Source organism: Rothia sp. HMSC078H08, from assembly GCF_001808955.1.
Taxonomy (GTDB): domain Bacteria; phylum Actinomycetota; class Actinomycetes; order Actinomycetales; family Micrococcaceae; genus Rothia.
The window spans coordinates 83606-107244 of the sequence record NZ_KV795235.1 but is presented as its reverse complement, the minus strand read 5'-3'; the positions used below and the strand labels follow the sequence as shown (position 1 = coordinate 107244).

The 23639-nt window shown below is 59.5% G+C and carries 21 protein-coding genes; 7 read left to right on the top strand and 14 right to left on the bottom strand.

The genetic code is table 11. From position 1 onward, the window contains the following. Nucleotides 1–42 precede the first annotated feature (42 nt). Nucleotides 43–1191: a glutamate--cysteine ligase gene (locus HMPREF2528_RS00470; RefSeq protein WP_049358746.1), complete on the top strand. Its 1149-nt coding sequence runs from the start codon at nucleotides 43–45 to the stop codon at nucleotides 1189–1191. Nucleotides 1192–1291: 100 nt separating this feature from the next. Here HMPREF2528_RS00470 and tsaD read toward each other — a convergent pair whose 3' ends face one another. From tsaD to alr, 5 genes are all read right to left on the bottom strand, one after another. After that, nucleotides 1292–2392: a tRNA (adenosine(37)-N6)-threonylcarbamoyltransferase complex transferase subunit TsaD gene (gene tsaD / locus HMPREF2528_RS00465; protein WP_049349291.1), complete on the bottom strand. Its 1101-nt coding sequence runs from the start codon at nucleotides 2390–2392 to the stop codon at nucleotides 1292–1294. A 144-nt stretch (nucleotides 2393–2536) separates the two neighbouring features. Then, nucleotides 2537–3046, bottom strand: a complete 510-nt coding sequence (rimI, locus tag HMPREF2528_RS00460; RefSeq protein ID WP_049341807.1) for a ribosomal protein S18-alanine N-acetyltransferase — start codon at nucleotides 3044–3046, stop codon at nucleotides 2537–2539. Then, nucleotides 3047–3865 carry a tRNA (adenosine(37)-N6)-threonylcarbamoyltransferase complex dimerization subunit type 1 TsaB gene (gene tsaB, locus HMPREF2528_RS00455; protein ID WP_070541473.1) on the bottom strand — a complete coding sequence of 273 codons (819 nt, stop codon included), beginning with the start codon at nucleotides 3863–3865 and terminating at the stop codon, nucleotides 3047–3049. Between the two features lie 23 nt (nucleotides 3866–3888). Continuing rightward, nucleotides 3889–4488: a tRNA (adenosine(37)-N6)-threonylcarbamoyltransferase complex ATPase subunit type 1 TsaE gene (gene tsaE / locus HMPREF2528_RS00450; protein ID WP_049358743.1), complete on the bottom strand. Its 600-nt coding sequence runs from the start codon at nucleotides 4486–4488 to the stop codon at nucleotides 3889–3891. Further along, a complete protein-coding gene (alr, locus tag HMPREF2528_RS00445) occupies nucleotides 4488–5801 on the bottom strand; it encodes an alanine racemase (protein WP_070506887.1) in 1314 nt (437 codons plus the stop codon). The genes tsaE and alr overlap by 1 nt, the downstream gene beginning before the upstream one ends. Before the next feature lie 138 nt (nucleotides 5802–5939). Between alr and HMPREF2528_RS00440 the strand changes: the two genes are divergently transcribed. The 3 genes from HMPREF2528_RS00440 (at nucleotide 5940) to HMPREF2528_RS00430 (ending at nucleotide 10004) form a co-directional block, all read left to right on the top strand. Beyond that, nucleotides 5940–7202, top strand: coding sequence for a glycosyltransferase (locus HMPREF2528_RS00440; RefSeq protein WP_070506890.1), 1263 nt, complete (start codon nucleotides 5940–5942; stop codon nucleotides 7200–7202). A 28-nt stretch (nucleotides 7203–7230) separates the two neighbouring features. Next, entirely contained in the window at nucleotides 7231–8013 is a 783-nt protein-coding gene (locus HMPREF2528_RS00435; protein WP_070506892.1) for a phosphatase, read from the top strand. A 509-nt stretch (nucleotides 8014–8522) separates the two neighbouring features. Further along, entirely contained in the window at nucleotides 8523–10004 is a 1482-nt protein-coding gene (locus HMPREF2528_RS00430; RefSeq protein WP_044150222.1) for a sugar transferase, read from the top strand. A 224-nt stretch (nucleotides 10005–10228) separates the two neighbouring features. Here the strand turns inward: HMPREF2528_RS00430 and HMPREF2528_RS00425 are convergent, their stop codons facing one another. The 3 genes from HMPREF2528_RS00425 to glmS all read right to left on the bottom strand — a co-directional run bounded on the left by HMPREF2528_RS00425 (nucleotide 10229) and on the right by glmS (nucleotide 14503). Further along, nucleotides 10229–11815, bottom strand: coding sequence for a bifunctional ADP-dependent NAD(P)H-hydrate dehydratase/NAD(P)H-hydrate epimerase (locus tag HMPREF2528_RS00425; RefSeq protein ID WP_070541470.1), 1587 nt, complete (start codon nucleotides 11813–11815; stop codon nucleotides 10229–10231). A gap of 85 nt (nucleotides 11816–11900) precedes the next feature. Continuing rightward, nucleotides 11901–12341, bottom strand: a complete 441-nt coding sequence (locus HMPREF2528_RS00420; protein WP_044150219.1) for a holo-ACP synthase — start codon at nucleotides 12339–12341, stop codon at nucleotides 11901–11903. 278 nt (nucleotides 12342–12619) lie between these two features. Beyond that, nucleotides 12620–14503: a glutamine--fructose-6-phosphate transaminase (isomerizing) gene (gene glmS, locus HMPREF2528_RS00415; RefSeq protein ID WP_070541467.1), complete on the bottom strand. Its 1884-nt coding sequence runs from the start codon at nucleotides 14501–14503 to the stop codon at nucleotides 12620–12622. A gap of 184 nt (nucleotides 14504–14687) precedes the next feature. Between glmS and coaA the strand changes: the two genes are divergently transcribed. From coaA to mscL, 3 genes are all read left to right on the top strand, one after another. Then, a complete protein-coding gene (gene coaA, locus HMPREF2528_RS00410; protein WP_070541464.1) occupies nucleotides 14688–15644 on the top strand; it encodes a type I pantothenate kinase in 957 nt (318 codons plus the stop codon). A 161-nt stretch (nucleotides 15645–15805) separates the two neighbouring features. Continuing rightward, nucleotides 15806–16714 (top strand): M15 family metallopeptidase, encoded by a 909-nt coding sequence (locus HMPREF2528_RS00405; RefSeq protein ID WP_070541461.1) that lies wholly within the window; start codon nucleotides 15806–15808, stop codon nucleotides 16712–16714. Between the two features lie 292 nt (nucleotides 16715–17006). After that, nucleotides 17007–17387, top strand: a complete 381-nt coding sequence (gene mscL, locus HMPREF2528_RS00400) for a large conductance mechanosensitive channel protein MscL (protein ID WP_012903069.1) — start codon at nucleotides 17007–17009, stop codon at nucleotides 17385–17387. A gap of 177 nt (nucleotides 17388–17564) precedes the next feature. On the opposite strand, the gene glmM is transcribed toward mscL, so the two are convergent. The 6 genes from glmM to rplQ form a co-directional block, all read right to left on the bottom strand. Next, on the bottom strand, nucleotides 17565–18923 hold the full coding sequence (glmM, locus tag HMPREF2528_RS00395) for a phosphoglucosamine mutase (protein WP_012903068.1): 1359 nt from the start codon (nucleotides 18921–18923) through the stop codon (nucleotides 17565–17567). A 243-nt stretch (nucleotides 18924–19166) separates the two neighbouring features. Next, entirely contained in the window at nucleotides 19167–20234 is a 1068-nt protein-coding gene (ppk2, locus tag HMPREF2528_RS00390) for a polyphosphate kinase 2 (protein ID WP_070541458.1), read from the bottom strand. A 179-nt stretch (nucleotides 20235–20413) separates the two neighbouring features. Beyond that, on the bottom strand, nucleotides 20414–20905 hold the full coding sequence (rpsI, locus tag HMPREF2528_RS00385) for a 30S ribosomal protein S9 (RefSeq protein WP_070541455.1): 492 nt from the start codon (nucleotides 20903–20905) through the stop codon (nucleotides 20414–20416). A 31-nt stretch (nucleotides 20906–20936) separates the two neighbouring features. After that, nucleotides 20937–21380 (bottom strand): 50S ribosomal protein L13, encoded by a 444-nt coding sequence (gene rplM / locus HMPREF2528_RS00380; protein WP_005505035.1) that lies wholly within the window; start codon nucleotides 21378–21380, stop codon nucleotides 20937–20939. A 364-nt stretch (nucleotides 21381–21744) separates the two neighbouring features. Next, nucleotides 21745–22710 (bottom strand): tRNA pseudouridine(38-40) synthase TruA, encoded by a 966-nt coding sequence (gene truA, locus HMPREF2528_RS00375; protein ID WP_070541452.1) that lies wholly within the window; start codon nucleotides 22708–22710, stop codon nucleotides 21745–21747. Between the two features lie 173 nt (nucleotides 22711–22883). Continuing rightward, the gene (rplQ, locus tag HMPREF2528_RS00370; protein WP_012903064.1) at nucleotides 22884–23537 is read right to left on the bottom strand and encodes a 50S ribosomal protein L17; all 654 of its coding nucleotides are present in this window, start codon (nucleotides 23535–23537) and stop codon (nucleotides 22884–22886) included. Nucleotides 23538–23639 lie beyond the last annotated feature (102 nt).

The following is a 23639-nucleotide window of genomic DNA, read 5'->3' as shown; positions in this document are numbered from 1 at the left end:
GGCACCATGCACGACCCTATTTCCAGACGCAGGAAAGGCAATATGATCGACTTTGCTACCTCCCCGCAGTCCACTCTCGGCGTGGAATGGGAGATTGCGCTTATCGACCGTGAAAGCGGCGCACTGACCCAGCGCGCCAGCGAGGTGCTATCCATCCTGCGCGAGCGCCGCCCCGAGCTGCTTGAGCCCGCCTCCGACCGGGCGCACGTGACCGGGGAATTCCTGGAGAACACCATCGAGGTCATCACCGGCGTCTGCACGACCGTGGCGCAGGCCTGCCGCCAGCTGCAGGAGTTGACCGACACCATTCGCGAGATTACCGACGGGCTGGGTATCGAGTTCTACCCGGCGGGCACGCACCCGTTCTCCCGCTGGTCCGAGCAGCCCGTCGTGGCCAAAGAACGCTATCGGCGCGTCGTGGAGCGCGCCCAGTATTGGGGCCGCCACATGGTCATCTACGGCGTGCACGTGCACGTGGGTGTGGATTCTCGCGATAAGGTTCTGCCGCTCGTTGACGCGCTCACCAACTACGGGCCGCACCTGCTGGCGCTCTCCTGCTCCTCCCCATACTGGGAGGGCATCGACACCGGTTACGCCTCGCACCGCACCCAGCTCTACCAGCAGCTGCCGACCAACGGCCTGCCCTTCCACTTCGACACCTGGGAGCAGTACAGCGAGTACCTGGATTCACTGGTGGCGACCGACGTGATTAACGACCCGAGTGAGGACCGCTGGGATGTGCGCCCGGTTCCGCGCTACGGCACCATTGAGATGCGCTATTGCGACGGCCTGGCCTCCCTGCCGGATGTTGCCGCGGTTGTGGCGTTCACCCAGTGCCTGGTGGAGTACTTCTCCCGCCGCATTGAGGCCGGCGACAAGCCCGAGGTGCTGGCCCCCTGGCACGCGCAGGAGAATAAGTGGCGCGTGGCCCGCTACGGCCTGGACGCAAAGATCGTGGTTTCCAACGCGCCGGAGCAGCGCACCTTGCGCGAGGACTTTGAACTGCTGCTGCCCGAGCTGGAGCCGGTGGCCCGCGACCTGGACTGCGAGGTGGAGCTGGCACAGGTGCGCCGCATCCTTGCGGAAGGTACGGGAGCCGACCGCCAGCGTGCAGTGTTCGAGCGCACCGGCTCGATGCGTGAGGTGGCACTGGATGTGGCCGCGCAGTCTCGTGCGCGAGCGCTGCGCTAACCCCTCGCGGGAAGAAAACTTAGATACGTAAAATGCCTCGGCGCAGTCATCATGAGACTGTGCCGAGGCATTTCTACGAGCTTTTTTAGAAGCAGGCAGTTTAGAAGCAGACGGTGGTCACCGGCAGCGAGGAGTCCGTCGTGAAGTCCACGCCCGAGGGCTCGCGGCCCGCGGCGACCAGGCGGGCGCCCAGGGCGGCAACCATCGCGCCGTTGTCGGTGCACAGGGTGAACTTCGGAATGATTAGGCGCACACCCTCGGAGGCGCATCGGGCGGCCAGCAGCTCGCGCAGACGCGAGTTTGCCGCCACGCCACCGCCGAGTAGCAGGGTCTTCATGCCCTGCTCGCGGCAGGCGAGCATCGCCTTCTTGGTGATGACGTCCACGACCGCTTCTTGGAAGGAGGCGGCGATATCAGCAACAGGGATCTCTTCACCGGCGGCTTCGAAGCTCTCAATCACGCGCGCCACTGCGGTCTTCAGGCCCGAGAAGGAGAAGTCGTAGCGATGCTCTCCGGGGTTCTCGGCGGTGCCCATGAATTTGCGGTTCGACAGGCCGCGCGGGAACACGAAGGCGTTGCGGTTACCTTGCGCGGCGGCGCGGTCGATGGCGGGGCCACCCGGGTAATCCAAGCCGAGCAGGCGGGCGACCTTGTCGTAGGCCTCGCCGGCGGCGTCATCCAGGGTTGCGCCGAGCAGGCGCACATCGGAGGTAATGTCGCGCACCTGCAGGATTTCGGTGTGACCACCAGAGACCAGAAGCGCGCCCAGGCCGCCCGAGCCGGCGTTGGCCAGCAGGTCGGAGCCGTCCTCGGTGCCGTTGTCCTCGAGCAGGCCAACGCCAACGTGCGCGACCAGGTGGTTAATGCCGTAGAGGGGCTTGCCGGTGGCGATGGCGAGCGCCTTTGCCGCGGAAACACCCACCATGAGGGCACCGGCCAGACCGGGACCCGCGGTCACGGCGATGGCGTCCACCTGATCGAGGGTGATGTCCGCTTCGGCAAGTGCCGCTTTGAGGGCGGGAATCATGGCGTCCAGGTGAGCGCGGGAGGCGATTTCGGGGATCACGCCGCCAAAGCGCACGTGCTCTTCCATGGAGGAGGAGATGGTGTTGCTGAGCAGCTGTGCACCGTGCACAATGCCGATTCCGGTCTCGTCGCAGGAGGATTCGATGCCCAGAACGAGGGGTTCGCGAGTGCTCATAGTTCATCTTTCTGTTGCGCTGTCTGCGCGTAGTGCTTCTAGTTGCAGTGATGTAGGGATGCTGTGTTGTAGGGATACTGCGATGTAGAGGGCGGTGGAAGCTTGCCCCTAGTGCGGGGATTGCCGTTTAGCTCCACGGACTATTTAGAACGTGCATTCCATAATGATGGCGTCGGTTCCGTCATCGTAGTAGCCGCGGCGTACGTGAATCGCACGGTAGCCGTTGCGTTCGTAGAGGCGCTGGGCGCGCGGGTTGTCGGCACGCACCTCCAGCAGGATACGCTCGGCTCCCTGCTCGCGGGCGCGCTCGTGCATCTGCTCGAGCATGGCGCGACCGAAGCCGTGACCCTCGTACTCGGGGAGCACGCCGATGGTCTGAACGTCGGCGGTGTCGGCTACGACCATGGTTCCGCAGTAGCCGATGGCGCGCCAGCTGCCCTCGTTATCTTCCGAACCTTCTGCAGGCAGTTCGAGCATGTAGTAGGTTCGGGTCGGGTGGGTCAGCTCTTCGAGGAACATGTCGATGTGCCAGGCGTCGGCGGGGAACAGTGTGGTTTCCATGCGGTGCATGGTCTGCACGTCGGCAAGTTCGGCAATGCGCAGGCGGGCACCCTGTGCTAGGTCGTCTCGCACGATATTTTCGGTAGCGCTCATTTAGTTCTCCTTCTGCGCGGCAGTCTGTGCAGCTGCCTGCGCGGCCTGCTTCTGCTGGCGGGCGAGCATTGCGGCGGGGACCTTTGCGTCTGAGTCGCGCAGGTACTGGGCGGAGGTGTCCTCGCTCAGGTTCTCTACGCCCAGGCGTGCCGCGGCGGCAACTAGGTACTCGGCGTGCGGGTGAACCTCGCGGGCAGAATCAACGATGGTCCAGCCGTGCTCTTCGAGGGCCTCGGTGTACAGGCCAGCACCGTAACCGTAGGCGTAGGAGGGGCCCCCACCGGGCAGAATTTCGGAGGCGGGGCATACGTTCGGGCCGTCCACCAGGCTGTAGCCTTCGGCGTTCACGCAGTAGCGGGCGGAGTAGACTTCGCGGCGGCGCGCGTCGGAGAGTACGAGCAGTTCAGCACCTTCAGCAGAGGCGAACGCTCGTTCTACGTTCTCTTCCTCGGCAACTGCGCCTGCTTCCCCGGCAGCCGCACCGGATACAGCGCGCTCAGCCAGGGCGGTCAAGCTCATCATGCCGTACACCGGCACCGACCAGGCAAAACCCAGAGCGCGCGCAGTAACGATACCGGCACGCAGACCCGTAAAAGGTCCCGGACCGGTACCGGTCAGAATCGCATCCAAGTCTTCGCCGCGCACGCCAGCGTCCTGCAGGGCAGCCCGCGCGTAGGGTCCCATCACCTCGGCATGGGAGCGGGTATCTTCGCTCTCGTAGCGGGCGAGGATTTCGAAGGACGCACCGGCTTCGGAGCCGTGCACACGGGCGAGCGCCACAGATGCGGTGGCGGATGAATCAAGGGCAAGTACTAGCACCCTATCATTCTAACGCGCGGGCTCTAGGCGCTCTGCAGGGCCTCTTTCAGAGCGTCGAAAGCGTGCTCCCAGCGGGGGCCGAAGGCGCGCACCCGCAGCAGGCGAGGTTCGGGGGTGTCCGCGTCCTCGTCACTTTCGTCTTCGTCGTCCCAGCTGAACTCTTCGGCACCCGAGTAGGCAAAGCGCGCATCCGCACCAGTCAGACGGGTGAAGTCCAGCTCCAGGCGGGAATCGCTCAGATGCTCAGCCTTATCGCGGCCCCACTCGATGACGGTCACCGAGCGCGGCAGGGAGAACTCCAGGTCCAGGTCGTCGAGCTCTTCGGCACTGGAGAGGCGGTAGGCGTCCACGTGCACCAGGTCGGGGCCGCCGGGGCGGGGGCCGTCCGGCAGGTTTGGGTGCACGCGCGAGAGCACGAAGGTCGGTGAGATAACACCTTCGCGCACGCCCAGGCCTTCGCCCAGGGAGCGGGTGAACGTGGTCTTGCCCGCGCCGAGCTCGCCCGAGAGGAGTAGTACGTCCCCGGCGTTCAGGTGCTGCGCCAGGGTGAGCGCCAGGCGGCGCGTATGGTCGGGGCCGGTCACGTCCAGGTCGAGGGCGGCAGAAATGTATTCAGCGCTCATTAGCCCTCCTGTTCCTCGCCGGTGCCCCACAGCTCGTTCAGCTCAGCTTCAACCCAGGAGCCGCCGACGTAGAGGCGCTCCACACGGGGAGAAATACGGGTCACGATTTCGTAGTTAATGGTCTGCGCCGCTTCAGCCCACTCCTCTACGGGCGGGTTCTCGCCAGCGCCAAAAAGGATGGCGGGCGCGCCCAGGTACCCCAGGGCGGGATCGCTCAGGCCGGGTTCGCCCAGGTCAACGACCATCTGGTCCATGGCGACGCGGCCAACCACGCGGTAGGTCGTACCCTCCGCGTTATTAGGCACGGAGCCGTTCTCCACGTTCTGCGCGCCCGGGTAGATGCGCACCGGCGCGTTCTCCGCAATGCGCGGCACACCGTCAGCGTAGCCGAGCGGCACAAGCGCCAGGGTGGTTGCCTTGGGAGTGTGGTAGCGCAGACCGTAGGAAACACCCTGACCTGCAGGAACTTCCTTCACGGCGGCAATGTAGCTGCCCACCGTCATGACGGGCTTCAACCCCAGGTCTTCAGCGGTCACCTCCGGCAGCGGGGAAAGACCGTACAGCGCGAGGCCGCAACGCACGCCGTCACCGAGCAGACGCTCCTCAGTGTCCCAGCCCTCCAGCGAGGCGGTCAGGGTCGCCGGGGAGTTCGCCAAATGCACGATCTTCGGGGCCAGGCCAGCCTCACGAGCCTGAGCCACAAAAGTATCCAAAGTATCGACCTGCTGCGCAGTCTCGGCGCGGGTCGGCTCATCCGCAACCGCCAGGTGGCTAAAAATACCCTCAACCGTAATCAGACCGGCATCCTCCAGGGAAGCGGCGCGAGCCACCAGCGCAGGCCAATCCGCCGCGGTGGCACCGTTACGGCCCAGACCGGTATCAGCCTTCAGATGCACGATAGCGCGCTCGCCGGTGCATTCAGCGGCGGCGGCAACCGCCTCCAGGTCCCAACCGGAAACACCCAGACGAATCTTCTCCTGCAGTGCAGCCTCAAAATCGGTGGAGGGGGTGTGCAGCCACGCCATGAGCGGCGCATCAATACCGTCAGCACGCAGTTCCAGCGCCTCGTTCACGTGCACCACACCCAGCAGGTCAGCGCCGGCTGCAATAGCCGAACGTGCCACCGGGTACGCGCCGTGACCGTACGCATCCGCCTTAATCACTGCAATGAGCACGCGGTCGCCAATGAGTTCCTTGAGTCGGCGCACATTATATTCCAGCGCGTCAAGATCAATCGTGGCGCTACGTTCCACCTGGCCGGGAGCGCAGGGCGGGCAGTAAAGCGGTTCGGCAGGCTGCTGAGGGTGAGTCATGGTCCTTCGTTTCTGACGGGCGGGTACTACAGGCTGTACTTGAGCAGCCTCTCTTCTACTAAATTCTAGACCTCCCGCTGTGCGAAAGTCCTGTCGCGCTACACTAGGTCAGGTACCCCTTTAGAGAGGAAAGCATCGATGAGCACTCTGCCGCCGGTTCGGACGGTTCACGTGTATTCCATGCACACCGACCCTTTTGCGCAGCCCGGTAGCGGAGATGCAGGCGGCATGAACGTCTATATTGCCCGGTCGGTGCATGCCATGCTGGAACTGGATCCGGAGCTGCGGGTTGAGGTTTTCACCCTGGATCGCGGTGAGGCGCTTCCGACCGATTCGCCGTTCCGTCAGCCTCCTCAGCCCGGCGAGCGCCTTGTGCGCCACAGTCTTGATCTGCCCTCCGCCCGTGGTCTTTCGAAGAACGAGCTGGCTGCGGTCACCGATGATTTTGCGCAGGCGTGCGTCGAGCAGGCACTGTACACCCCGGATATTATTCACGCCCACTATTGGCTGTCGGGTCAGGCTGCGGCTCGTGCATCCGACCTGTGGTCGGCTCAGGGCGTTGGCTTCCCGGTTCCTGTTCTTTTTACTCCGCATACGACGGCTGCTGCCAAGGATGCGCGCCGCGGCGAAGGTGAGGCGCCCGAACCCGAGGAGCGCTATGCCGCCGAGCGCCTGATGAGTAGCTCCGCGAGCCGGGTGATTGTGAATACTCCCCTGGAGGCGCAGCAGATGGGCGAGTATTACGGTACGGACGCGCAGAAGCTTGCCACTATCCCGCCGGGTGTTGACACCTCGATTTTCCATACGATTCCTGGCGTGCATCCGCTCAATGACACCTCTGAGACTCGTTGCCGCATTGTTTTTGCCGGTAGGCCTCAGCCGTTGAAGGGCCCGCATCTGCTGGTGGAGGCACTCGCGCTGCTCCCCGATGATTTGCAGGTGGACGTAGATATTATTGGTCGTTCCGATTCGGATTATGAGCGCCGCCTGTTGCAGCGTGCAGCTGAGCTGGGTGTGGCGGATCGGGTGCATTTGAAGGACCCGGTTCCGGCGTCTGAGTTGGCGAATATTTTCCGTGCCGCCGATATTGTGGCGTCCCCGTCCTCATCTGAGACGTTCGGTTTGGTGGCGCTGGAGGCGCAGGCATGCGGCGCGGCGGTGCTCGCTACGGATGCTGACGGTCTGCGCTATGCGGTGGAGAACCACCGTACGGGTCTGCTGGTGGCGCCTCGTACTCCGCAGCGTTGGGCTGCGGCTATTGAGCGTCTGGTGCGTGCCCCGTATCTGCGTCATTCGTTGGGTGCGAACGCCGCTGCGCGTGCCCGCACGATGGGTTGGGAGCAGACGGCGCGTAAGACCCTGGAAGCTTATGCCGAGGTACGTGAGGGTATCTCGCAGTAATGTATTTTTCACGTTGTGAGGAGTTTTAATGTCTTTCTCGATGAGCCGCAATGAGTTCGCCGCGTACCTGGATTCTGTGCGTATTACCGGCGAGGTGGCAACCGCCCGAGAGAATAACCTGGACCACATTCAGGGTTTCCTGGATGGTAATGAGCACCTTGAGTTTGGTGTGCAGTGGACCCGTGAGTGGGATTACGATTCGGTGTTTGAGGTGATGGTCCGCCGCGCGGGTCTGAACCCGGACCGTTCGCATACTCACGGCCAGGACACTATTGGTGCTGAGCAGTGCATCAGCGCGCTGGAGGAGTACGCCCGTATCTTCGGTGAGGCGGTGCGTGCGGGTTCTCGTATTCTGTTTGCGACCGGTCACCCGGCGGGTTTGTTCCCCATGTACGCGGTGATGGCTGCGGCGGCGAAGGCTGCTGGTGCTGAGGTTCTTCAGATTGAGGAGGGCGAGCGTTTCCTGGACGGCGACGTCCGCCAGATTATGGATGTCGTGATGTTTGAGCAGTACGGCAACCTGCAGCATACGCATTTCCCCGGCCCGATGCGCATCGCTTTGGATCAGCTGGAGGCGCGTGGCGTGACCCCGGACCTGGTGGTTTCGGATCACGGTATGGGTGGTTATGCGGCGTCTACTCGTAAGCTGCTGACGATTGGCATTGCGGATTGTAATGATCCGGGTCTGTTTGTTGCGGCTGAGCAGGGAGATTTGCCGGTGTGCGTGCCGATGGACGATAACGTTCCGCCGCGCCGTTATGAGCCGATGATTGATTTCATTTTGGATCGTGCGGGGCTTGAGCGTCCTTAATGTCCCTTTTACGCCGTGTGCGTAGGGTTTGTTATTGAGCCTCCGGGGTTTGTCTTTTTATATGCCGGTTATTGTTTTTCTGCAGGTGCGTGAAACATACCGGTAGTTTTGGGAGTTTCTTAGCTCCACTAGGCATTCTTCCCGGAGGCTCTTATTCTCTTCTTTTTCTGTGATTGATTTCATCACACCGGAGCGACTTTGCCTCTTCATTCTTCGAGACGGAAGACCCCCGACCCCGTAGAATAGTTTACGGAACACGTTTATGCGCTCTGTGGGCTCATATAACGCTCCACTAGGCGTCTTACCAGCGCCTTTGCCGTAGTCTCTGCCATTATTTTCACTCAGTAAGATTAAGGGTTCACTCATTCATCAGGACAAAGACTAGGACACGATTCCCTATTCACCGATAATTAGGGGTAAATGTGCCTATTCGCCGCTCTCAGTCCACGACACAGGACAAATTTCCGGGGAAGATTACACCGTTGAAAGTACAAGATCGTCTTAAAAAAATGTGGGGTTCAGACTTCGTCGTCAAGCGAAGCTGGCATCCCAAGGTTCAGCGTGCCCTTTACTTTGGCGATTTTCTCGCCATTGCTATTGCGGTTGTCGCTGCGCATCTGATTCGTTTCGGGTGGGAGAATGCTGACCTGCCCTATGTGAACGTTTGGCCTATTAACGCCCTGGATGGCCGTATTCCCGCTATTGATTACATCTTCCTGGGCGTTGGTATGGTTGTCGGCTGGTGGTTTATCCTCCAGGTGAACGGCTCCCGCAGCCTGCGCATCATGGGGTTCGGCACTGAGGAGTACCGCCTCATTACTCGCGGTACTACTTACTTTTTCTGCCTGCTGATTATTGTGGCGTTCTTCCTTAAGGTTGACGTCACCCGCATGTACCTACTGATTGCTTACCCGCTGGGTCTGTTCCTTCTGCTCGTTGAGCGTTGGCTGATTCGTCAGGGTCTGGTGCGTTCGCGTACTCGCGGTCGTGCGTTGACTCGCGTCATGATTATTTCTGATGTGACGACTGGTCAGCACCTGTACAAGAACCTGAAGGATGTGGTTGCTTCCGGCCTGTCCCCCGCTGCGTTCTACCTGCCCGGTTTCACCCCGGGTACTACTGTTGCTGGCGCTCCGATTCCGGTCCTTGGTTACAGCACTTCTCCGGCTGACATTATGGAGGCCATCCGCGAGAACGATATTCACATGGTCGCGGTTACGAATGGTCACCACTTGAGCCCGGATCAGGTTCGTCTGCTGGGTTGGAAGCTTGCTGATGCGCATATTTCGCTGATTATGGCTCCTGCGACGACCGATATTGCTGGTCCGCGTATGCACATGCAGCCGCTGAATGGTCTACCGCTGGTGCACGTGTCGACGCCGCGTATTACCGGTCTGTCGGCGTTCTTCAAGCGCGCTGTGGATGTTGTGTCTTCGGGTCTGGGTTTGATTCTGCTGTCTCCGCTGTTCCTGGTGGTGGCGCTGCTGGTCAAGCGTGATGGCGGTCCGGTCTTCTTCCTGCAGAACCGTGTGGGTCTGAACGGTGAAATGTTCAAGATGGTGAAGTTCCGTTCGATGCGTACTGACGCCGAAGAGGTTAAGAAGCGCCTCCTGGAGCAGAACGAGGGTAATGGTGTGCTCTTCAAGATGAAGGACGACCCGCGTATTACCCCCATCGGCAAGTTCATCCGTAAGTACTCGATTGATGAGTTGCCTCAGCTGTGGAACGTGTTCATTGGCGATATGTCGCTGGTGGGTCCGCGTCCTCCGCTGGTTGAGGAAGTTGAGCAGTACGAGGACATTGCGTACCGCCGTCTGCTGGTGAAGCCCGGTATTACCGGTCTGTGGCAGGTTTCTGGCCGTAGTGACCTTTCTTGGGAAGAGTCGGTTCGTCTGGATCTCTACTATGTTGAGAACTGGTCGCTTACCGGTGACCTCATTATTCTTCTGCGTACTGTCCGTGCGGTTTTCGCTAAGGAAGGCGCGTACTAAGAAGAGTTGGGGGTCTCTCGCTGGTATGTATGCCGTTTTTGAAGATGCTGTTCCGGCACAGGCAGCTTGGCATCATCCATTGATATAAACGCACAGAAGGGGCGTGAATCCATTTCCGGTGGATTCACGCCCCTTCCTTTGTGCCTTCTGCCTGGTTCATTGAGAGACGCTCTAGAATCTCTGGAGGGCGTTAGGCTGGAGGCGGCGTACTGGGCGCCTCTGCCCTATTCGGCGATGAGTCGCGCAATGACTTCGGGGAGCATATCCGCGACGCGGGTTGCCGGGGCGGGGCCCAGCAGCGCATCCTTGACGCTTCCGGTGGCGCTGGCGCGTGCGGCTTCACCGTGCAGGTAGACTGCGAGCGCACCGATGGAGGCGTAGGTGCAGTTTTCTAGGGCTTCTCCGCGAGCGTCGAAGGCGGCTACGGTCTGGGCGAGCAGGGCGCCGTAGATGCCGGTGAGGGTGTCACCGCTGCCTGCGGTGGCGAGCCAGGGGCTTCCTCCGGCAACGCTGTAAGTGGCGCCGTTGGGTGCCGCAATGAGCGTGTAACCGCCCTTGAGCATGACGGTCGCGCCGGAGAGTTCGGAGGCGGCACGCACCCAGCGGAAGGGCTCTGCGTCGATGTCCTTACGACTGGGAACGATGGTGTCGCCCAGGTGCTTCTTCCAGGTTTCGGGGGCGAGCTCGTGTACGACCCGCAGGAATCGTTCGAGTTCTGCCGCGTGCGGGGTGAGAATCTTGTGGGATCCGAGGTGCTTACCGGTTGCCATGTATTCTGCCGCCAGGTCGCAGGCACCAGCGTCGAGGATTGCGGGTTCGGGCGAGTGGAGCAGGTAGCGGTTCTTGTCCAGCGAGTCGTAGCTGGAGCCGGAGCCGCCGGCCCAGACGGTGACCCTCTGCAGGGCGGGTGCGCCGCTGAAGTAGACGGTTTCGGGGTTGTGGGCGATCATGAGCTGGCGGAGCTCGTGGGAGTTGGCACCGAAGCGAACCATACCAACGCCGGTGTTGAGGGCAGCACGCACACTCATGAGGGCTGCGCCGGGGTATTCGAGGCTTCCAGTGAGCATGCCGAGTACGCCGCGAGTGTACTTGTGGGAGTGCTCGTCGGGGATTTCGATGAGTTCGCGGTAGTCTTCGCGGTCGAGAACACGCAGGGCGGGCTTGTGGGCGTCGAGGGCTTCGGGCACGCCCAGGTCGTAGAGTTTGATGTCTCCGGAGTGGACGCTGTGGCTGGTGCCTGCCGGCAGCTTGTGACCGATGAAGGTGACGGTGCGGTCGGCACGCAGGGAGGGTTCGTGCACGGTTCCGCGGTTGTTGTCGACTCCGGAGGGGGTGTCGACGGCGAGGACTGCGCCGAGCTTACCGTCGAGCTGCGCGGCGCGGAGTACGCCCAGGTATTCGCCGGCGCTACCGCGTACGGCGCCGCTGGAGCCGGTACCCAGGATGCCGTCGATGGTCAGGTCGTAGCCGGCAAGCTGCTCGTGGGTGTGTTCGGGGTCGAGCACGCGGGTGCCTTCGCCGCCTTCGCGGGCGATGAGTTCGAGGTTCTTTTCGCTGGAGTCGAAGATGACTGCATCAACGCGGTGACCCTTGGCGCTAAGGCGGGCGCCGGCGTAGATGGTGTCTGCGCCGTTGTTGCCCGGACCGATGAGCAACAGGATTTTGGCGTTGTCCTTGCCGCGGAGCAGGTCCTGTGCTTCGGCTGCGACGGCGTCTGCGGCGCGTTGCATGAGGTAGCCGTCGTAGTCGGCGGCTTCGATGTAGGGCTTTTCTGCTTCGCGTACCTGGGAAGCAGTGTAGATGAGCTTCATTGCTGTCTCCTTGGGTGGCACCGTGCGGGCCTTAGGGGTCACCGGGTGTGGTGTTGATGTGGCTCTGCGTTAATCGTCGGTGGCGTTAGTTTTCGTCGGTGTCGTCGCCGGCGATGACGCTGAGTCGGTAGCTTTCGGGGTTGAACTTTTGCAGGTGCGCCAGTTCTGCATCGCTGAGGTATTCGGCGGTTGCGATGGCGATGGCGATGGGTTCATCGTGGGTCAGCGAGAGGTGGATGCGGTTGATGCCGAGTTCTTTAGCACGGCGGGCGATGGTGCCCTGAATGATGAGGTAGGGTTGGCCGCTTTCGGCGGTGGCGACTTCGCAGTCTTGCCAGTTGAGTCCGGCGGGTGCTCCGAGTACTTTTGCGACGGCTTCTTTGGCGGCAAATCGTACGGCTTGGGAGCGTACATTCCGGGTACGTTCGTTGGGGGTGAAGACGCGGCGGACGAAGGCTGGTGTTTCGGTGACGATTCGTTCGAATCGTTCGATGTTGACGGTATCTACGCCGATTCCCATGATCATGAGCTTCACCTTCTGGGCTAGGGGTGGTGCCGCGTCCTGTTTGCGGTTTCTCTTGTTTTAAGTCTAGCGAGATTCGTTTCTTTTAGATGGGATAGCGGCAAATATGACGCATAGTTGATATCTGTTTCACAGCGTCTATTTTTGTTGGATCATCCACGAATAACCGCCTGAGTAAACGACAAGGGCGGTGGTTGAGTTCTCTAAGAACTCAACCACCGCCCTTGTCGTTATCGCCGAGGCGATTTCCGAGGATTACTCCAGAGGATTACCCTAGAGAATTACTCCACGGTCACGGACTTTGCGAGGTTACGCGGCTGGTCAACGTCCAGGCCCTTAGCTTCTGCCAGTGCGCATGCGAAGATCTGCAGGGGCACAGTTGCCAGCAGGGGCTGCAGCAGCGAGGGGCATGCCGGGACGGTGATGAGGCGGTCTGCGTAGGGCTTGACGGCCTCGTCGCCTTCCTCGGCGATGACGATGGTGAAGGCGCCGCGAGCGCGCACTTCCTGGATGTTGGAGACGACCTTGCCGTGCAGGGAGTCGCGACCGTTTGCGGAGGGAACCACTACGATGACCGGCTGGCCTTCATCGATCAGTGCGATGGGGCCGTGCTTGAGCTCGCCTGCTGCGAAGCCTTCAGCGTGGATGTAGGTGATTTCCTTGAGCTTGAGTGCGCCTTCCATTGCGACGGGGAAGCCCACGTGGCGGCCAAGGAAGATCACGGAGGAGGCATCCTTCATTTCGACGCCCAGTTCCTTGACCTGGGTGTCGTTGTCGAGGACCTTCTGGATCTTTGCGGGCATGTTCTGCAGCTCGGCAAGGATCGAAGCAATTTCGTCCTTGTACTTGTTGCCGCGCAGCTGTGCCAGGTACAGGCCAAGCAGGTATGCTGCGGTGATCTGTGCCAGGAATGCCTTGGTGGATGCCACTGCGATTTCGGGGCCTGCGTGGGTGTACAGCGCAGCGTCGGATTCACGGGGCAGGGTCGAGCCGTGGGTGTTGCAGATGGAGACAACCTTTGCGCCCTGTTCGCGTGCGTGGCGCACTGCCATCAGGGTGTCCATGGTTTCACCGGACTGCGAGAGTGCCACGATGAGGGTCTTCTCGTTCACGATGGGGTCGCGGTAGCGGAACTCGTGTGCGAGCTCAACCTCGGTGGGGATGCGGCACCAGTGCTCGATGGCGTAGCGTGCCACCTGGCCTGCGTATGCTGCGGTACCACATGCGACGACGATAATCTTGTCGATCGAGCGTAGCACCGAGTCGTCGATGTTCAGCTCGTCGAGGGTCAGGTTGCCGTTCTCGTCGAGGCGGCCCATGAGGGTCTGCTCAACAGCTGCGGGCTGCTCGTGGATTTCCTTCTCCATGAAGGAGTTGTAGCCGCCCTTTTCGGCTGCTGCTGCGTCCCACTCGATGTGGAAGGGCTTGCCCTCTGCGGGGTTACCTTCGAAGTCGATGATGGAGTAGTCGGTGCCGGTGATGGTCACGATCTGGTCCTGACCCATCTCGACGGCTTCCTTGGTGTAATCAATGAACGCGGAGACGTCAGAGCCGAGGAAGTTCTCGTTCTCGCCCAGGCCGATAACCAGCGGGGAGTTGCGGCGGGTTGCCACAACGCGGTCCGGGTGGTCGGCGTGGATAGCCAGGATGGTGAATGCACCTTCGAGGCGGTTGGATGCGACGCGTACTGCCTCGGTGAGGTCACCGGTACCGAGCTTGTTGTAGATGCTTGCGATGGTTGCTGCAGCTACCTCGGTGTCGGTCTGAGATGCGAATTCTACACCTTCGGCGAGCAGCTCGGCGCGCAGTTCTGCAAAGTTTTCGATAATACCGTTGTGTACGACGGCGAGGCGGCCGTTGTCGACAACGTGGGGGTGAGCGTTGTTGTCGGTGGGTCCACCGTGGGTTGCCCAACGGGTGTGACCGATACCAATCTGGGAGTCCGGCAGGGGGTGTTCCTTGACCTCGTTCTCAAGGTTCAGGAGCTTGCCTGCCTTCTTACGGAATACGATGCCGTCGGGGCACACGAGTGCCACGCCAGCAGAGTCATAGCCGCGGTATTCCTGGCGGCGCAGACCTTCGAGGACCACATCGTATGCGTTGTGGTCAAACTTGTTACCGTCCGGAGCAGTGTCCAGACCTACATATCCTACGATTCCACACATGCTATAAGTTTATCCCACAAGTATCCAGATATGCGCACGGTGAAATACCGTTATACGTCACGTTTATTGTGGCTTTCCTGGCTTTTTCAGGTTTTACCCTTTTCTTTCCATACATTTATTTCTTCAGACATACCGTGAGAGTAGATATTTTCCCCACGGGCTGAAAGTTCGTACACTTAGATAAATGAGCACCGCACCGTATTTTTCTGGCGATGACCGCTTCATGCATCTTGACCGTTCCCGTTGGTCGCACCTAGCCGATGAGATTTCTGTTCCCCTCAGTGCTGAGGAAATTGAGTCTCTTCGAGGCCTGGGTGAAACTGTCGACCTTGAGGAGGTGCAGCGTATTTATCTGCCGGTTTCTCGTCTTCTTAACCTGTATGTGACTGCTGCTTCTTCGTTGAACCATATGACGAATGATTTTCTGCATGTGTCTCAGCGCCGCGTCCCGTTCATTATTGGTGTGGCGGGTTCTGTTGCTGTGGGTAAGTCGACGACGGCACGTATTTTGCAGGCTCTTTTGAGCCGTTGGCCTTCGACTCCGAAGGTTCAGTTGGTGACGACGGATGGTTTCTTGTACCCGAATGCGGAGCTTCAGCGTCGCGGCATTATGCACCGTAAGGGTTTCCCGGAGTCTTATGATCGCCGTGCCCTGTTGAATTTTGTGTCACAGGTGAAGTCCGGTGCCGAGCGTGTGGTGGCGCCGAAGTATTCACATCTTTATTACGACATCATGCCGGATGAGCATATTGAGGTCACGGCACCGGATGTTCTGATTCTTGAGGGGTTGAATGTTTTGGCACCTTCTCAGGCTGAGGGCCCGGAGACTTCTGATCTGACGCTGAGCGATTTCTTTGATTTCTCTATTTATGTGGATGCCCGCACTGAGGATATTGAGCGCTGGTATGTGAATCGTTTCTTGACTCTGCGTTCTTCGGCTTTTGCGAACCCGGAGTCGTATTTCAAGCGTTATGCGGAGCTGAGCGATGAGCAGGCGGTTGAGGTTGCGACCGGCATTTGGAAGAGCGTGAATGAGCCGAATCTGTTGCAGAATGTTTTGCCTACTCGTGCTCGTGCGCATTTGATTCTGCAGAAGGGCGCCGAGCATACCGTGGAGCAGGTTCTTCTGCGTAAGAACTAGAGGTTCTTTAGGTTTTTATTGTTCGTGTGTGGCTTTTAGTTGCCCGTGTAGCGCGTTTGTGGTGCATTCTAGTAGAAGGCGCCGGAGGCTCCACTCCCTCACGGGGTGGGTTTAGGCTTCCGGTGCTTTTGTATGCACCTACGCCATGATGAGGAGTTATTGTGAAGTCCCTGCACCGTACGTCTACCGCTCAGGAGTCTTTTGATAGTTCTGCGGTGAATCGCCGTACTCTTTTGGGTGCCGCTTTGGGAGTTGGTGGCACGGCGCTATTGGCAGCTTGCGGTTCGCAGGGTCAGGGTGCGTCTTCTTCATCTTCTGCTGCGAGTGCTTCTGAGTCTGCGGCGGCTTCGGCGGCTTCTTCTAGCGCCTCTTCCGCTGCGTCGGCATCTTCTGCCGCGCCCTCCCCTGTTGCTTCTGCTACCAGTGCTTCTGCAAGTGCTTCGGCTTCTGCGAGCGTGTCTTCTTCCCCGTTGGCGCTTGCTCAGCCGAGTGTTGAGTCTCAGCCGGATTCTTTGCGTTGCCTCGTAAATAAGATGCGCCCCTTTGAGCAACAGGACTGGGAGCCGAGCGACCTGGTGGAGTTCTATGGTCATCAATTGCGCGCTGAGGCGGCTAAGGCAGCGGATACGATGATTGATGCGGCTGCTACTGATGGCGTGACTCTGCTTGTTTCTAGCGCGTATCGTTCGTATGCGGTGCAGCAGCAGACCTATCAGTATTGGGTTTCGGTGAACGGTCAACAGGTGGCGGACCAGTTATCGGCTCGTCCCGGCTATTCGGAGCATCAGACGGGCTTGGCGATTGATTTTGCTTCTCCTGAGGGTTGCCGTCTGGAGGAGTGTTACCGCGATACGCTGGCTGGTCAGTGGTTGGCGAAGAACGCTCCGCGTTACGGATATATTTTGCGCTTCCCTGATGGTCGTCAATCGGTGACCGGTTATCGTTTTGAGCCGTGGCATTACCGCTATGTGGGTGTGCAGATTGCCCAGGAGTATGTGTCTTCGGGCGCGAAGACTTTTGAGGAGTTTATCGGTACGGGTGCGGCACCCGATTATGCAAGTGCGAGCTAGGGTCGAGGCTAATCTTTCGGCTTTGGTCGGTGCGCCAAGTGGTGATGTGTATCGTCTTTCAAGCTTCCGTACCGGAGATAAATAGGCACAGTAGATGCATATTTTTTCGCATACACACCCCGTAAATCCGCGGTTTTTCGCAGGTTTTAGAGATTTTTGCTCAGGTTCATGTGAGCTAGACTTTAAGTATCGGGCGCCATAGGACCACTGTGAAGAAAAACACATGCTTTACAATGAAAATTTTCTCAGAATATGGCATTTTCTGAGGTGAAAAGGCGCTATTCTATATCTCATGCTTAAGGGTTTTAAAGATTTTGTAATCCGCGGTAACGTCATCGACCTCGCAGTTGGTCTGATTATGGGTACCGCCTTCACCGCTGTGGTGACCTCGCTTGTCCAGGCCGTCCTGATGCCGGCTATCTCCATGCTGGTTGGCTCCCCCAACTTCGACAACTTCCTGGTCTTCGGCCAGATCAAGGTTGGCGTGTTCCTAACCGCTATTGTCAACTTCATCCTGATTGCAGTTGCTGTCTACTTCGCAGTTGTTGTGCCCACTCAGAAGCTGACTGAACTCGCGCTGGCTAAGAAGAAGGCTGAAGACGAGGCTGTTGAAAAGGAAGAGACCGAGCTTGACCTCCTGAAGGAGATCCGCGACGCTCTGGCAAAGAAGTAATTTCTCTGCTCTCTACCACTAATTTTTTAGACCCCCGTATCCCCTGTGGATACGGGGGTTTTCCGTATCCTCGTCCCCCCCCTCCCCCGCCCAAGATAACGAAGAAGGGCTGGGAAGGTAACACCTTCCCAGCCCTTCTCTATCCTCCATTGCGGTCTTCGCACCGGAAGGATACGTTTAGAGTGCCAGTTCCTTAGCCACAACGCCAGCCAGCTGCTGAGCAACCTCATCAGCCTGCTCCTGGGTTGCAGCTTCAACCATCACGCGGACCAGAGGCTCGGTGCCGGATGCACGCAGCAGCACGCGGCCGCTCTCGCCCAGTACGCCTTCAGCCTCGCTCACAGCGGTAGCGAGCGCCTCGTTGGTCTTGACCGCCGCACGGTCAACGCCCTTGACGTTGATTAGACGCTGCGGGGTGGGTTGCATACGCGATGCCAGCTCCGAGAGGGTCTGACCGCTACGAGCCACCTCTGCAGCCAGCTGGATGCCGGTCAGAACGCCGTCACCGGTGGTTGCGTAGTCGCTCATGATGACGTGGCCGGACTGCTCGCCGCCAAGGTTGTAGCCGTGCTCGCGCATAGACTCGAGGACGTAGCGGTCACCCACAGCGGTACGGCCCAGGGTAATACCGTGCTCGCGCAGGTACAGTTCCAGGCCCAGGCTGCTCATTACGGTTGCGACGAGGGTGTCCTTTGCGAGCTTACCTTCGCGCTTAGCGGCAACAGCCAGGATAGCCATGATCTGGTCGCCATCTACCAGGTTGCCCTTTTCGTCAACTGCCTGGCAACGGTCGGAGTCACCGTCGTGGGCGATACCGAGGTCCGCGCCGTGCTCAACGACAGCTGCCTGCAGCTTCTCGGGGTGGGTGGAGCCCACACCGTCGTTGATGTTGGTGCCGTTGGGCTCTACAGCCAGTGCGATGACCTCTGCACCCAGTGCCTCGAAGGTTGCCGGGGACGCCGCGTAGGCTGCACCGTTTGCACAGTCCAGAACAATCTTCATGCCTGCGAGGGGCTTGCCATCGGGCAGGGTGGAGACCAGGTGCTTCACGTAAGCCTCGGTACCGTTCTCCAGGGGCTTGACGGTACCCACAGCACCACCGGTCGGGTAGCGGAAGGACTTCTCGCGGTAAACGCGCTCAATAGCGTCCTCAACGGAGTCTTCCAGCTTCTGGCCGCCACGAGCCAGGAACTTAATACCGTTGTCCGCTGCAGGGTTGTGCGATGCAGAAATCATCACGCCGAAGTCAGCACCGGTGTGTGCCACCAGGTAAGCTGCTGCGGGGGTGGGGACAATGCCGGCATCCAGCACGTCAACACCTGCGCTAGCGAAGCCAGCCTTCATCGCAGAGACAATAAAGTCTGCAGAGGATCGGGAGTCATTTGCAATCACGGCACGGGGGCGTACGCCCTCTTCTACCGTGTCAAAGCCCAGAACAATAGAAGCCGCCTGCGCGAGCTCCATAGCCAGGGCGGGAGTAATTACATCGTTTGCCAGACCGCGTACGCCGTCGGTTCCAAAAAGTCGTTCAGTCACCCTTTTATTTTACGTTGTGCGTAACTCTGCTTAGGCGCATACACCGTAAATTCTTCATAATCAGAAAGTGATTTTCAGCGGCTACATATCTGCTTCATAGCTAATATTTCTGCAGACGCGCAAAGGTGCCTGCTCTCCGTTCCCGGGGTTGGGAAAAGAGAGACAGGCACCTTCATAATGCAAGCTATTTGGCGGTTATATCGCCGTAGGGTTGAGTTTTTATTCTCCCCTATTTATCCACGCTTACTTGACGACGGGGAAGCCGTCGGGGGAGTCACCGGACTCGTCCTCGAAGACGTGTGATGCGGAGCGAACGATCAGCGAGTCGAGCTCGCCCACGACTGCCTCGTCCTTGGAGGGGTAGTCGAACTGGGAGAGCACGTAACGCATTGCTTCCAGACGTGCGCGCTTCTTGTCGTTGGACTTGATAACGGTCCAGGGGGCGTCACCGGTGTGGGTGTAGAAGAACATTGCTTCCTTTGCCGCGGTGTAGTCGTCCCACTTGTCCAGAGATGCCAGGTCGGTGGGGGAAAGCTTCCACTGGCGGACCGGGTCGGTACGGCGGGAGGTGAAGCGTGCGAGCTGCTCTTCGCGGGTGACGGAGAACCAGAACTTGATGATATGGATACCGGAGTTCACCAGCATGCGCTCCAGGTCCGGAACTTCGCGCATGAACTCGAAGTACTGTGCCTGGGTGCAGTAGCCCATAACGCGCTCAACGCCGGCACGGTTGTACCAGGAGCGGTCCATCAGGACGATTTCGCCGCCGGAGGGCAGGTGCTTGATGTAACGCTGGAAGTACCACTGGGTCTGCTCGATGTCGGTCGGCTTCTCCAGTGCCACAACGCGAGCGCCACGGGGGTTCAGGTGCTCGGTGAAGCGCTTGATGGAGCCACCCTTACCTGCTGCGTCACGGCCTTCGAAGATGATGAGGATCTTCTGACCGGTGGACTTAGCCCAGAGCTGCAGCTTCAGCAGCTCAATCTGCAGGGCACGCTTTTCCTTCTCGTATGCCTTACGGCTGAGCTTGGTGTCGTAGGGGTAACCCTTCTTCCATGCCTGCGAGGTTTCGTCGTCCTTCTTGTCCTTGCCGAGGGCGCGGGTGAGGGAAGCCATTTCGTCCAGCTCTGCCGAGTAGTCCTCGACAACGGAGGTACGGCGCGCCTGGGGCTTCAGGGCTTCCTTGATGGCTTGTTTCTTCTCAGAACCGGTGTGTGCGTGTGCGCCTTCAGCGGCGTGCTGGTGGGCTTCAGCCTGAGGAGCCTCCACTGCCTTCTCTTCGGGCTGGGTGGAGGGATTCTGCTCTGCCATGAGTACTCTTTTCTTCCTGTCTGCTTTGACTCTTTAACTCTACCGGTGTGCTCTTCGATGAACAAACGTAACAGTTATATGCACCTATAACCTTGTAACGCTCACGGTGGATAGATACGCAAAACGCCCCGATTCTCCCGAAGGAGAAGCGGGGCGTAACGCTTCGTAAAAACCAGCGATTAACGCTTGGAGAACTGCGAAGCCTTGCGTGCCTTCTTAAGACCAGCCTTCTTACGCTCGATGACGCGTGCGTCACGGGTCAGGTAGCCAGCCTTCTTCAGTGCGGGGCGGTTGTTCTCGCGGTCGATCTCGTTCAGTGCACGAGCGATACCCAGGCGCAGAGCACCTGCCTGGCCGGAGGGGCCACCACCGTTGATGCGTGCGATGACGTCGTATGCGCCCTCGAGCTCCAGGAGCTTGAAGGGCTGGTTGACGTCCTGCTGGTGCAGCTTGTTGGGGAAGTAGTCTTCCAGGCTACGGCCGTTGATGGTCCAGTTGCCGGAACCGGGCACAACGCGAACGCGTGCTACTGCTTCCTTGCGGCGACCAACTGCTGCGCCTGCAACAGTCAGGGCCGGGCGTGCTGCCTTAGCCGCTGCGGGGGCAGCGGACTCCGAGGTGTAGCTGGTCAGCTCTTCCTCGACTACGATCAGCTCTTCGTTCTGAGCCACGATTTCTCCTATTGTTTCTCGTAGGCCCGAATTACTGGGCGACCTGGTTGAATTCGTAGGTCTTGGGCTGCTGTGCCGCGTGCGGGTGCTCGGGGCCAGCGTAGACCTTCAGCTTCTTGAGCTGCTGTGCAGCAAGCTTGTTCTTGGGCAGCATGCCCTTGACAGCCTTCTCAACCGCGCGAACGGGGTTGGTCTCAAGCAGCTCTGCGTAGTTCACGGACTTCAGACCGCCGGGGTAACCCGAGTGGCGGTATGCACGCTTCTGCTCGAGCTTTGCACCGGTCAGGGCGACCTTCTCAGCGTTCACGATGATAACGAAGTCACCGGTGTCAACGTGGGGAGCAAAAGTCGGCTTGTGCTTACCGCGCAGCAGGATAGCGGTCTGGCTTGCGAGGCGGCCGAGAACAACGTCGGTGGCGTCAATGACGTGCCACTGGCGCTCGACTTCGCCGGGCTTGGGAGTATAAGTGCGCAAAATATTGGCCTTTGTCTCGAAATGTACATACGGCGCTTAGTTGGGTATCGCGCCTTTTACTTACGTGCATGACGAACACCCGGGTGAGGACCGAGCTGCCGCCCGTTCTTCCCGTACTCTAGACCGCCTTAACGTCCTGCAACTAGACAGCGATTTAGAGCGCGCTCGGGTAGAACACGCACAACATATCAAGACTATACAGGACGTCGAGTGCTTAATCCACCGCCAAAGCCTTAAAAATAGGGCTTTTTTGTCTTAAACACATTTTAAATTCCATCCGTGTAATTCACCGGAGGTAGTTGTGCTCCCCCGCGACGCTTCACGGCACATGAGCAACGTGACGGGGCTCAATATATACAGGGCGTTAAGCACTCTGTGCTTCATGGTCCTCGCGCTTTGCTCGAGCACGTTCCGCCTGCTCTCCATACAACTCCGGAGCAGGGTAATAAATCTCAGCTAGTGCCAGAGCATGCGGAGGCGCCAGAGTCAGCGAAGCCTCGCGTCCCGGGTTCTCGATCCGCTCACGCAACCAGGCTGCGTCACGTTTGCCCGTTCCGTAGAGCACCAACGCGCCCACAAGCGAACGCACCATGTGATGGCAGAAGGCATCAGCCACCACACGCACCTCAATAAGGCCACTTTCAGTACGAGTGAAGCTAAGCTCTCGCAGCTCACGAATCGTGGTCGCGCCTTCACGCGGCTTGCAGAAGGAGAGGAAATCACGCAGGCCGAGTAGCTGCTGCGCCGACTGGTTAAGATCAGCACAATCCAGGTGCTCAGGTACCGCCCAGGTGTAGGTACGGTGCAGAGGGTTAAGACCGTCTGCCGCGCCATCTGCAATGCGATATACGTAGCGGCGACCGGTAGCCGAGAAGCGCGCATCAAAATCGAAGGGAACCTCAGCAACCCTGTGAATCTGAATAGCGCCCTGCAAAATGCCGCGAACGTTCTTCGGAAGGTTGAGTTGTTCTTCCGCATCGTAAAGGCAGCGTTGCAGAGCCCCGGTGAGGCGGCGCCCCAGGGCAGCCGTCGGGTCATCTTCCCCCGTTCGCCCCTGCAGGCGAGTCCAGTCCTCATCACTCAGATCGCAGTGCAAGGTTTGGGCTTCTGCGTGCACTCCCGCATCCGTTCGACCCGCAACCACCACACGGTGAGGCGCCCGCAGAATCAGCTCGAGGGCGTTCTCGATAACTCCCTGCACGGTGACCAGGTTCGGCTGGGCTGCCCACCCGCTGAAAAGAGAACCGTCGTAAGCACAATCAATTCGCACGCGGTGCGTAGCGGTGAAGGGCTGCTCTTCGTAATTCTCTAAAGAAGTAGCGTTATGCATTGGTGTGCCTTTCAGCGGTAAAGGACGATTGAAGACTACGGGCCGGCTCTTGGATAGCGAATGCGCAAAGAACCGTGTCCTCTTAAGTATGCAGATACGCCAATCCGCCGCCCACAATAGTGGACGGCGGATTGACATATTTTAGGCTTAGCCTAAATCAGCTGGGATCCGTATTACTCGGAAACCTTCTGTGCTGCTGCGCCACCTGCGGGGGCGTAACCTGCAGCCTCTGCCGACTCAGCGGAGTCGAACCAGATTTCAGCCTTGGTGCTGGTGTACCAGCGGGAACCGGGCACGTGGTACTTCATGGAATCGGCGTTACCCTTAACCTCGAAGCCCTCGGGAGCCTCGCCGGACTCCAGGGGTGCGTGGGAACCTGCGGGCAGGCCCTCAGCTGCTTCAGCCTTGGGAGCCTCAGCTGCCTTCTCAGCAACCTTGGTTGCCTCAGCAACTGCACCCTGGGTTGCAACGGGCTCCATGACGAGCTCGATGACTGCCATGGGAGCGTTGTCACCCTTGCGGTTACCGATCTTGATGATGCGGGTGTAACCACCGGGGCGCTCTGCCATTGCCGGAGCAATAACGGTGAAGAGCTCGTGCACAACGGACTTGTCGGTGATGGAACGCAGCACGCGACGGCGAGCAGCCAGGTCGCCCTTCTTACCGAAGGTGATGAAGCGCTCTGCCACCGGACGCAGGCGCTTTGCCTTGGTCAGGGTGGTGGTGATGCGCTTGTGCTGGAACAGCTGCGCCGACAGGTTGTTGAGCATGTGGCGCTCGTGGGTCGGGGAACCGCCGAGGCGGGGACCCTTAGTGGGAGTAGGCATAGTTAAATCTCCATAGTTGCGTTCCCTAACGCCCCAGCAGCGGAGCCTCTTAGGGAATCAAGTTTGACTGATCCCGGTGGAACCGGGTGAACTATTCGGTCG

Bases quoted from the DNA above. Each gene is read 5' to 3' on its own strand.
- HMPREF2528_RS00420 (WP_044150219.1), bottom strand. From the start codon at position 12,341: ATGATCATGGGAATCGGCGTAGATACCGTCAACATCGAACGATTCGAA.
- HMPREF2528_RS00435 (WP_070506892.1), top strand. From the start codon at position 7,231: ATGTCTTTCTCGATGAGCCGCAATGAGTTCGCCGCGTACCTGGATTCT.
- rimI (WP_049341807.1), bottom strand. From the start codon at position 3,046: ATGAGCGCTACCGAAAATATCGTGCGAGACGACCTAGCACAGGGTGCC.
- truA (WP_070541452.1), bottom strand. From the start codon at position 22,710: ATGCATAACGCTACTTCTTTAGAGAATTACGAAGAGCAGCCCTTCACC.
- rplQ (WP_012903064.1), bottom strand. From the start codon at position 23,537: ATGCCTACTCCCACTAAGGGTCCCCGCCTCGGCGGTTCCCCGACCCAC.
- tsaD (WP_049349291.1), bottom strand. From the start codon at position 2,392: ATGAGCACTCGCGAACCCCTCGTTCTGGGCATCGAATCCTCCTGCGAC.
- HMPREF2528_RS00440 (WP_070506890.1), top strand. From the start codon at position 5,940: ATGAGCACTCTGCCGCCGGTTCGGACGGTTCACGTGTATTCCATGCAC.
- HMPREF2528_RS00470 (WP_049358746.1), top strand. From the start codon at position 43: ATGATCGACTTTGCTACCTCCCCGCAGTCCACTCTCGGCGTGGAATGG.
- HMPREF2528_RS00425 (WP_070541470.1), bottom strand. From the start codon at position 11,815: ATGAAGCTCATCTACACTGCTTCCCAGGTACGCGAAGCAGAAAAGCCC.
- ppk2 (WP_070541458.1), bottom strand. From the start codon at position 20,234: ATGGCAGAGCAGAATCCCTCCACCCAGCCCGAAGAGAAGGCAGTGGAG.
- mscL (WP_012903069.1), top strand. From the start codon at position 17,007: ATGCTTAAGGGTTTTAAAGATTTTGTAATCCGCGGTAACGTCATCGAC.
- coaA (WP_070541464.1), top strand. From the start codon at position 14,688: ATGAGCACCGCACCGTATTTTTCTGGCGATGACCGCTTCATGCATCTT.
- alr (WP_070506887.1), bottom strand. From the start codon at position 5,801: ATGACTCACCCTCAGCAGCCTGCCGAACCGCTTTACTGCCCGCCCTGC.
- glmS (WP_070541467.1), bottom strand. From the start codon at position 14,503: ATGTGTGGAATCGTAGGATATGTAGGTCTGGACACTGCTCCGGACGGT.
- HMPREF2528_RS00430 (WP_044150222.1), top strand. From the start codon at position 8,523: ATGTGGGGTTCAGACTTCGTCGTCAAGCGAAGCTGGCATCCCAAGGTT.
- tsaE (WP_049358743.1), bottom strand. From the start codon at position 4,488: ATGAGCGCTGAATACATTTCTGCCGCCCTCGACCTGGACGTGACCGGC.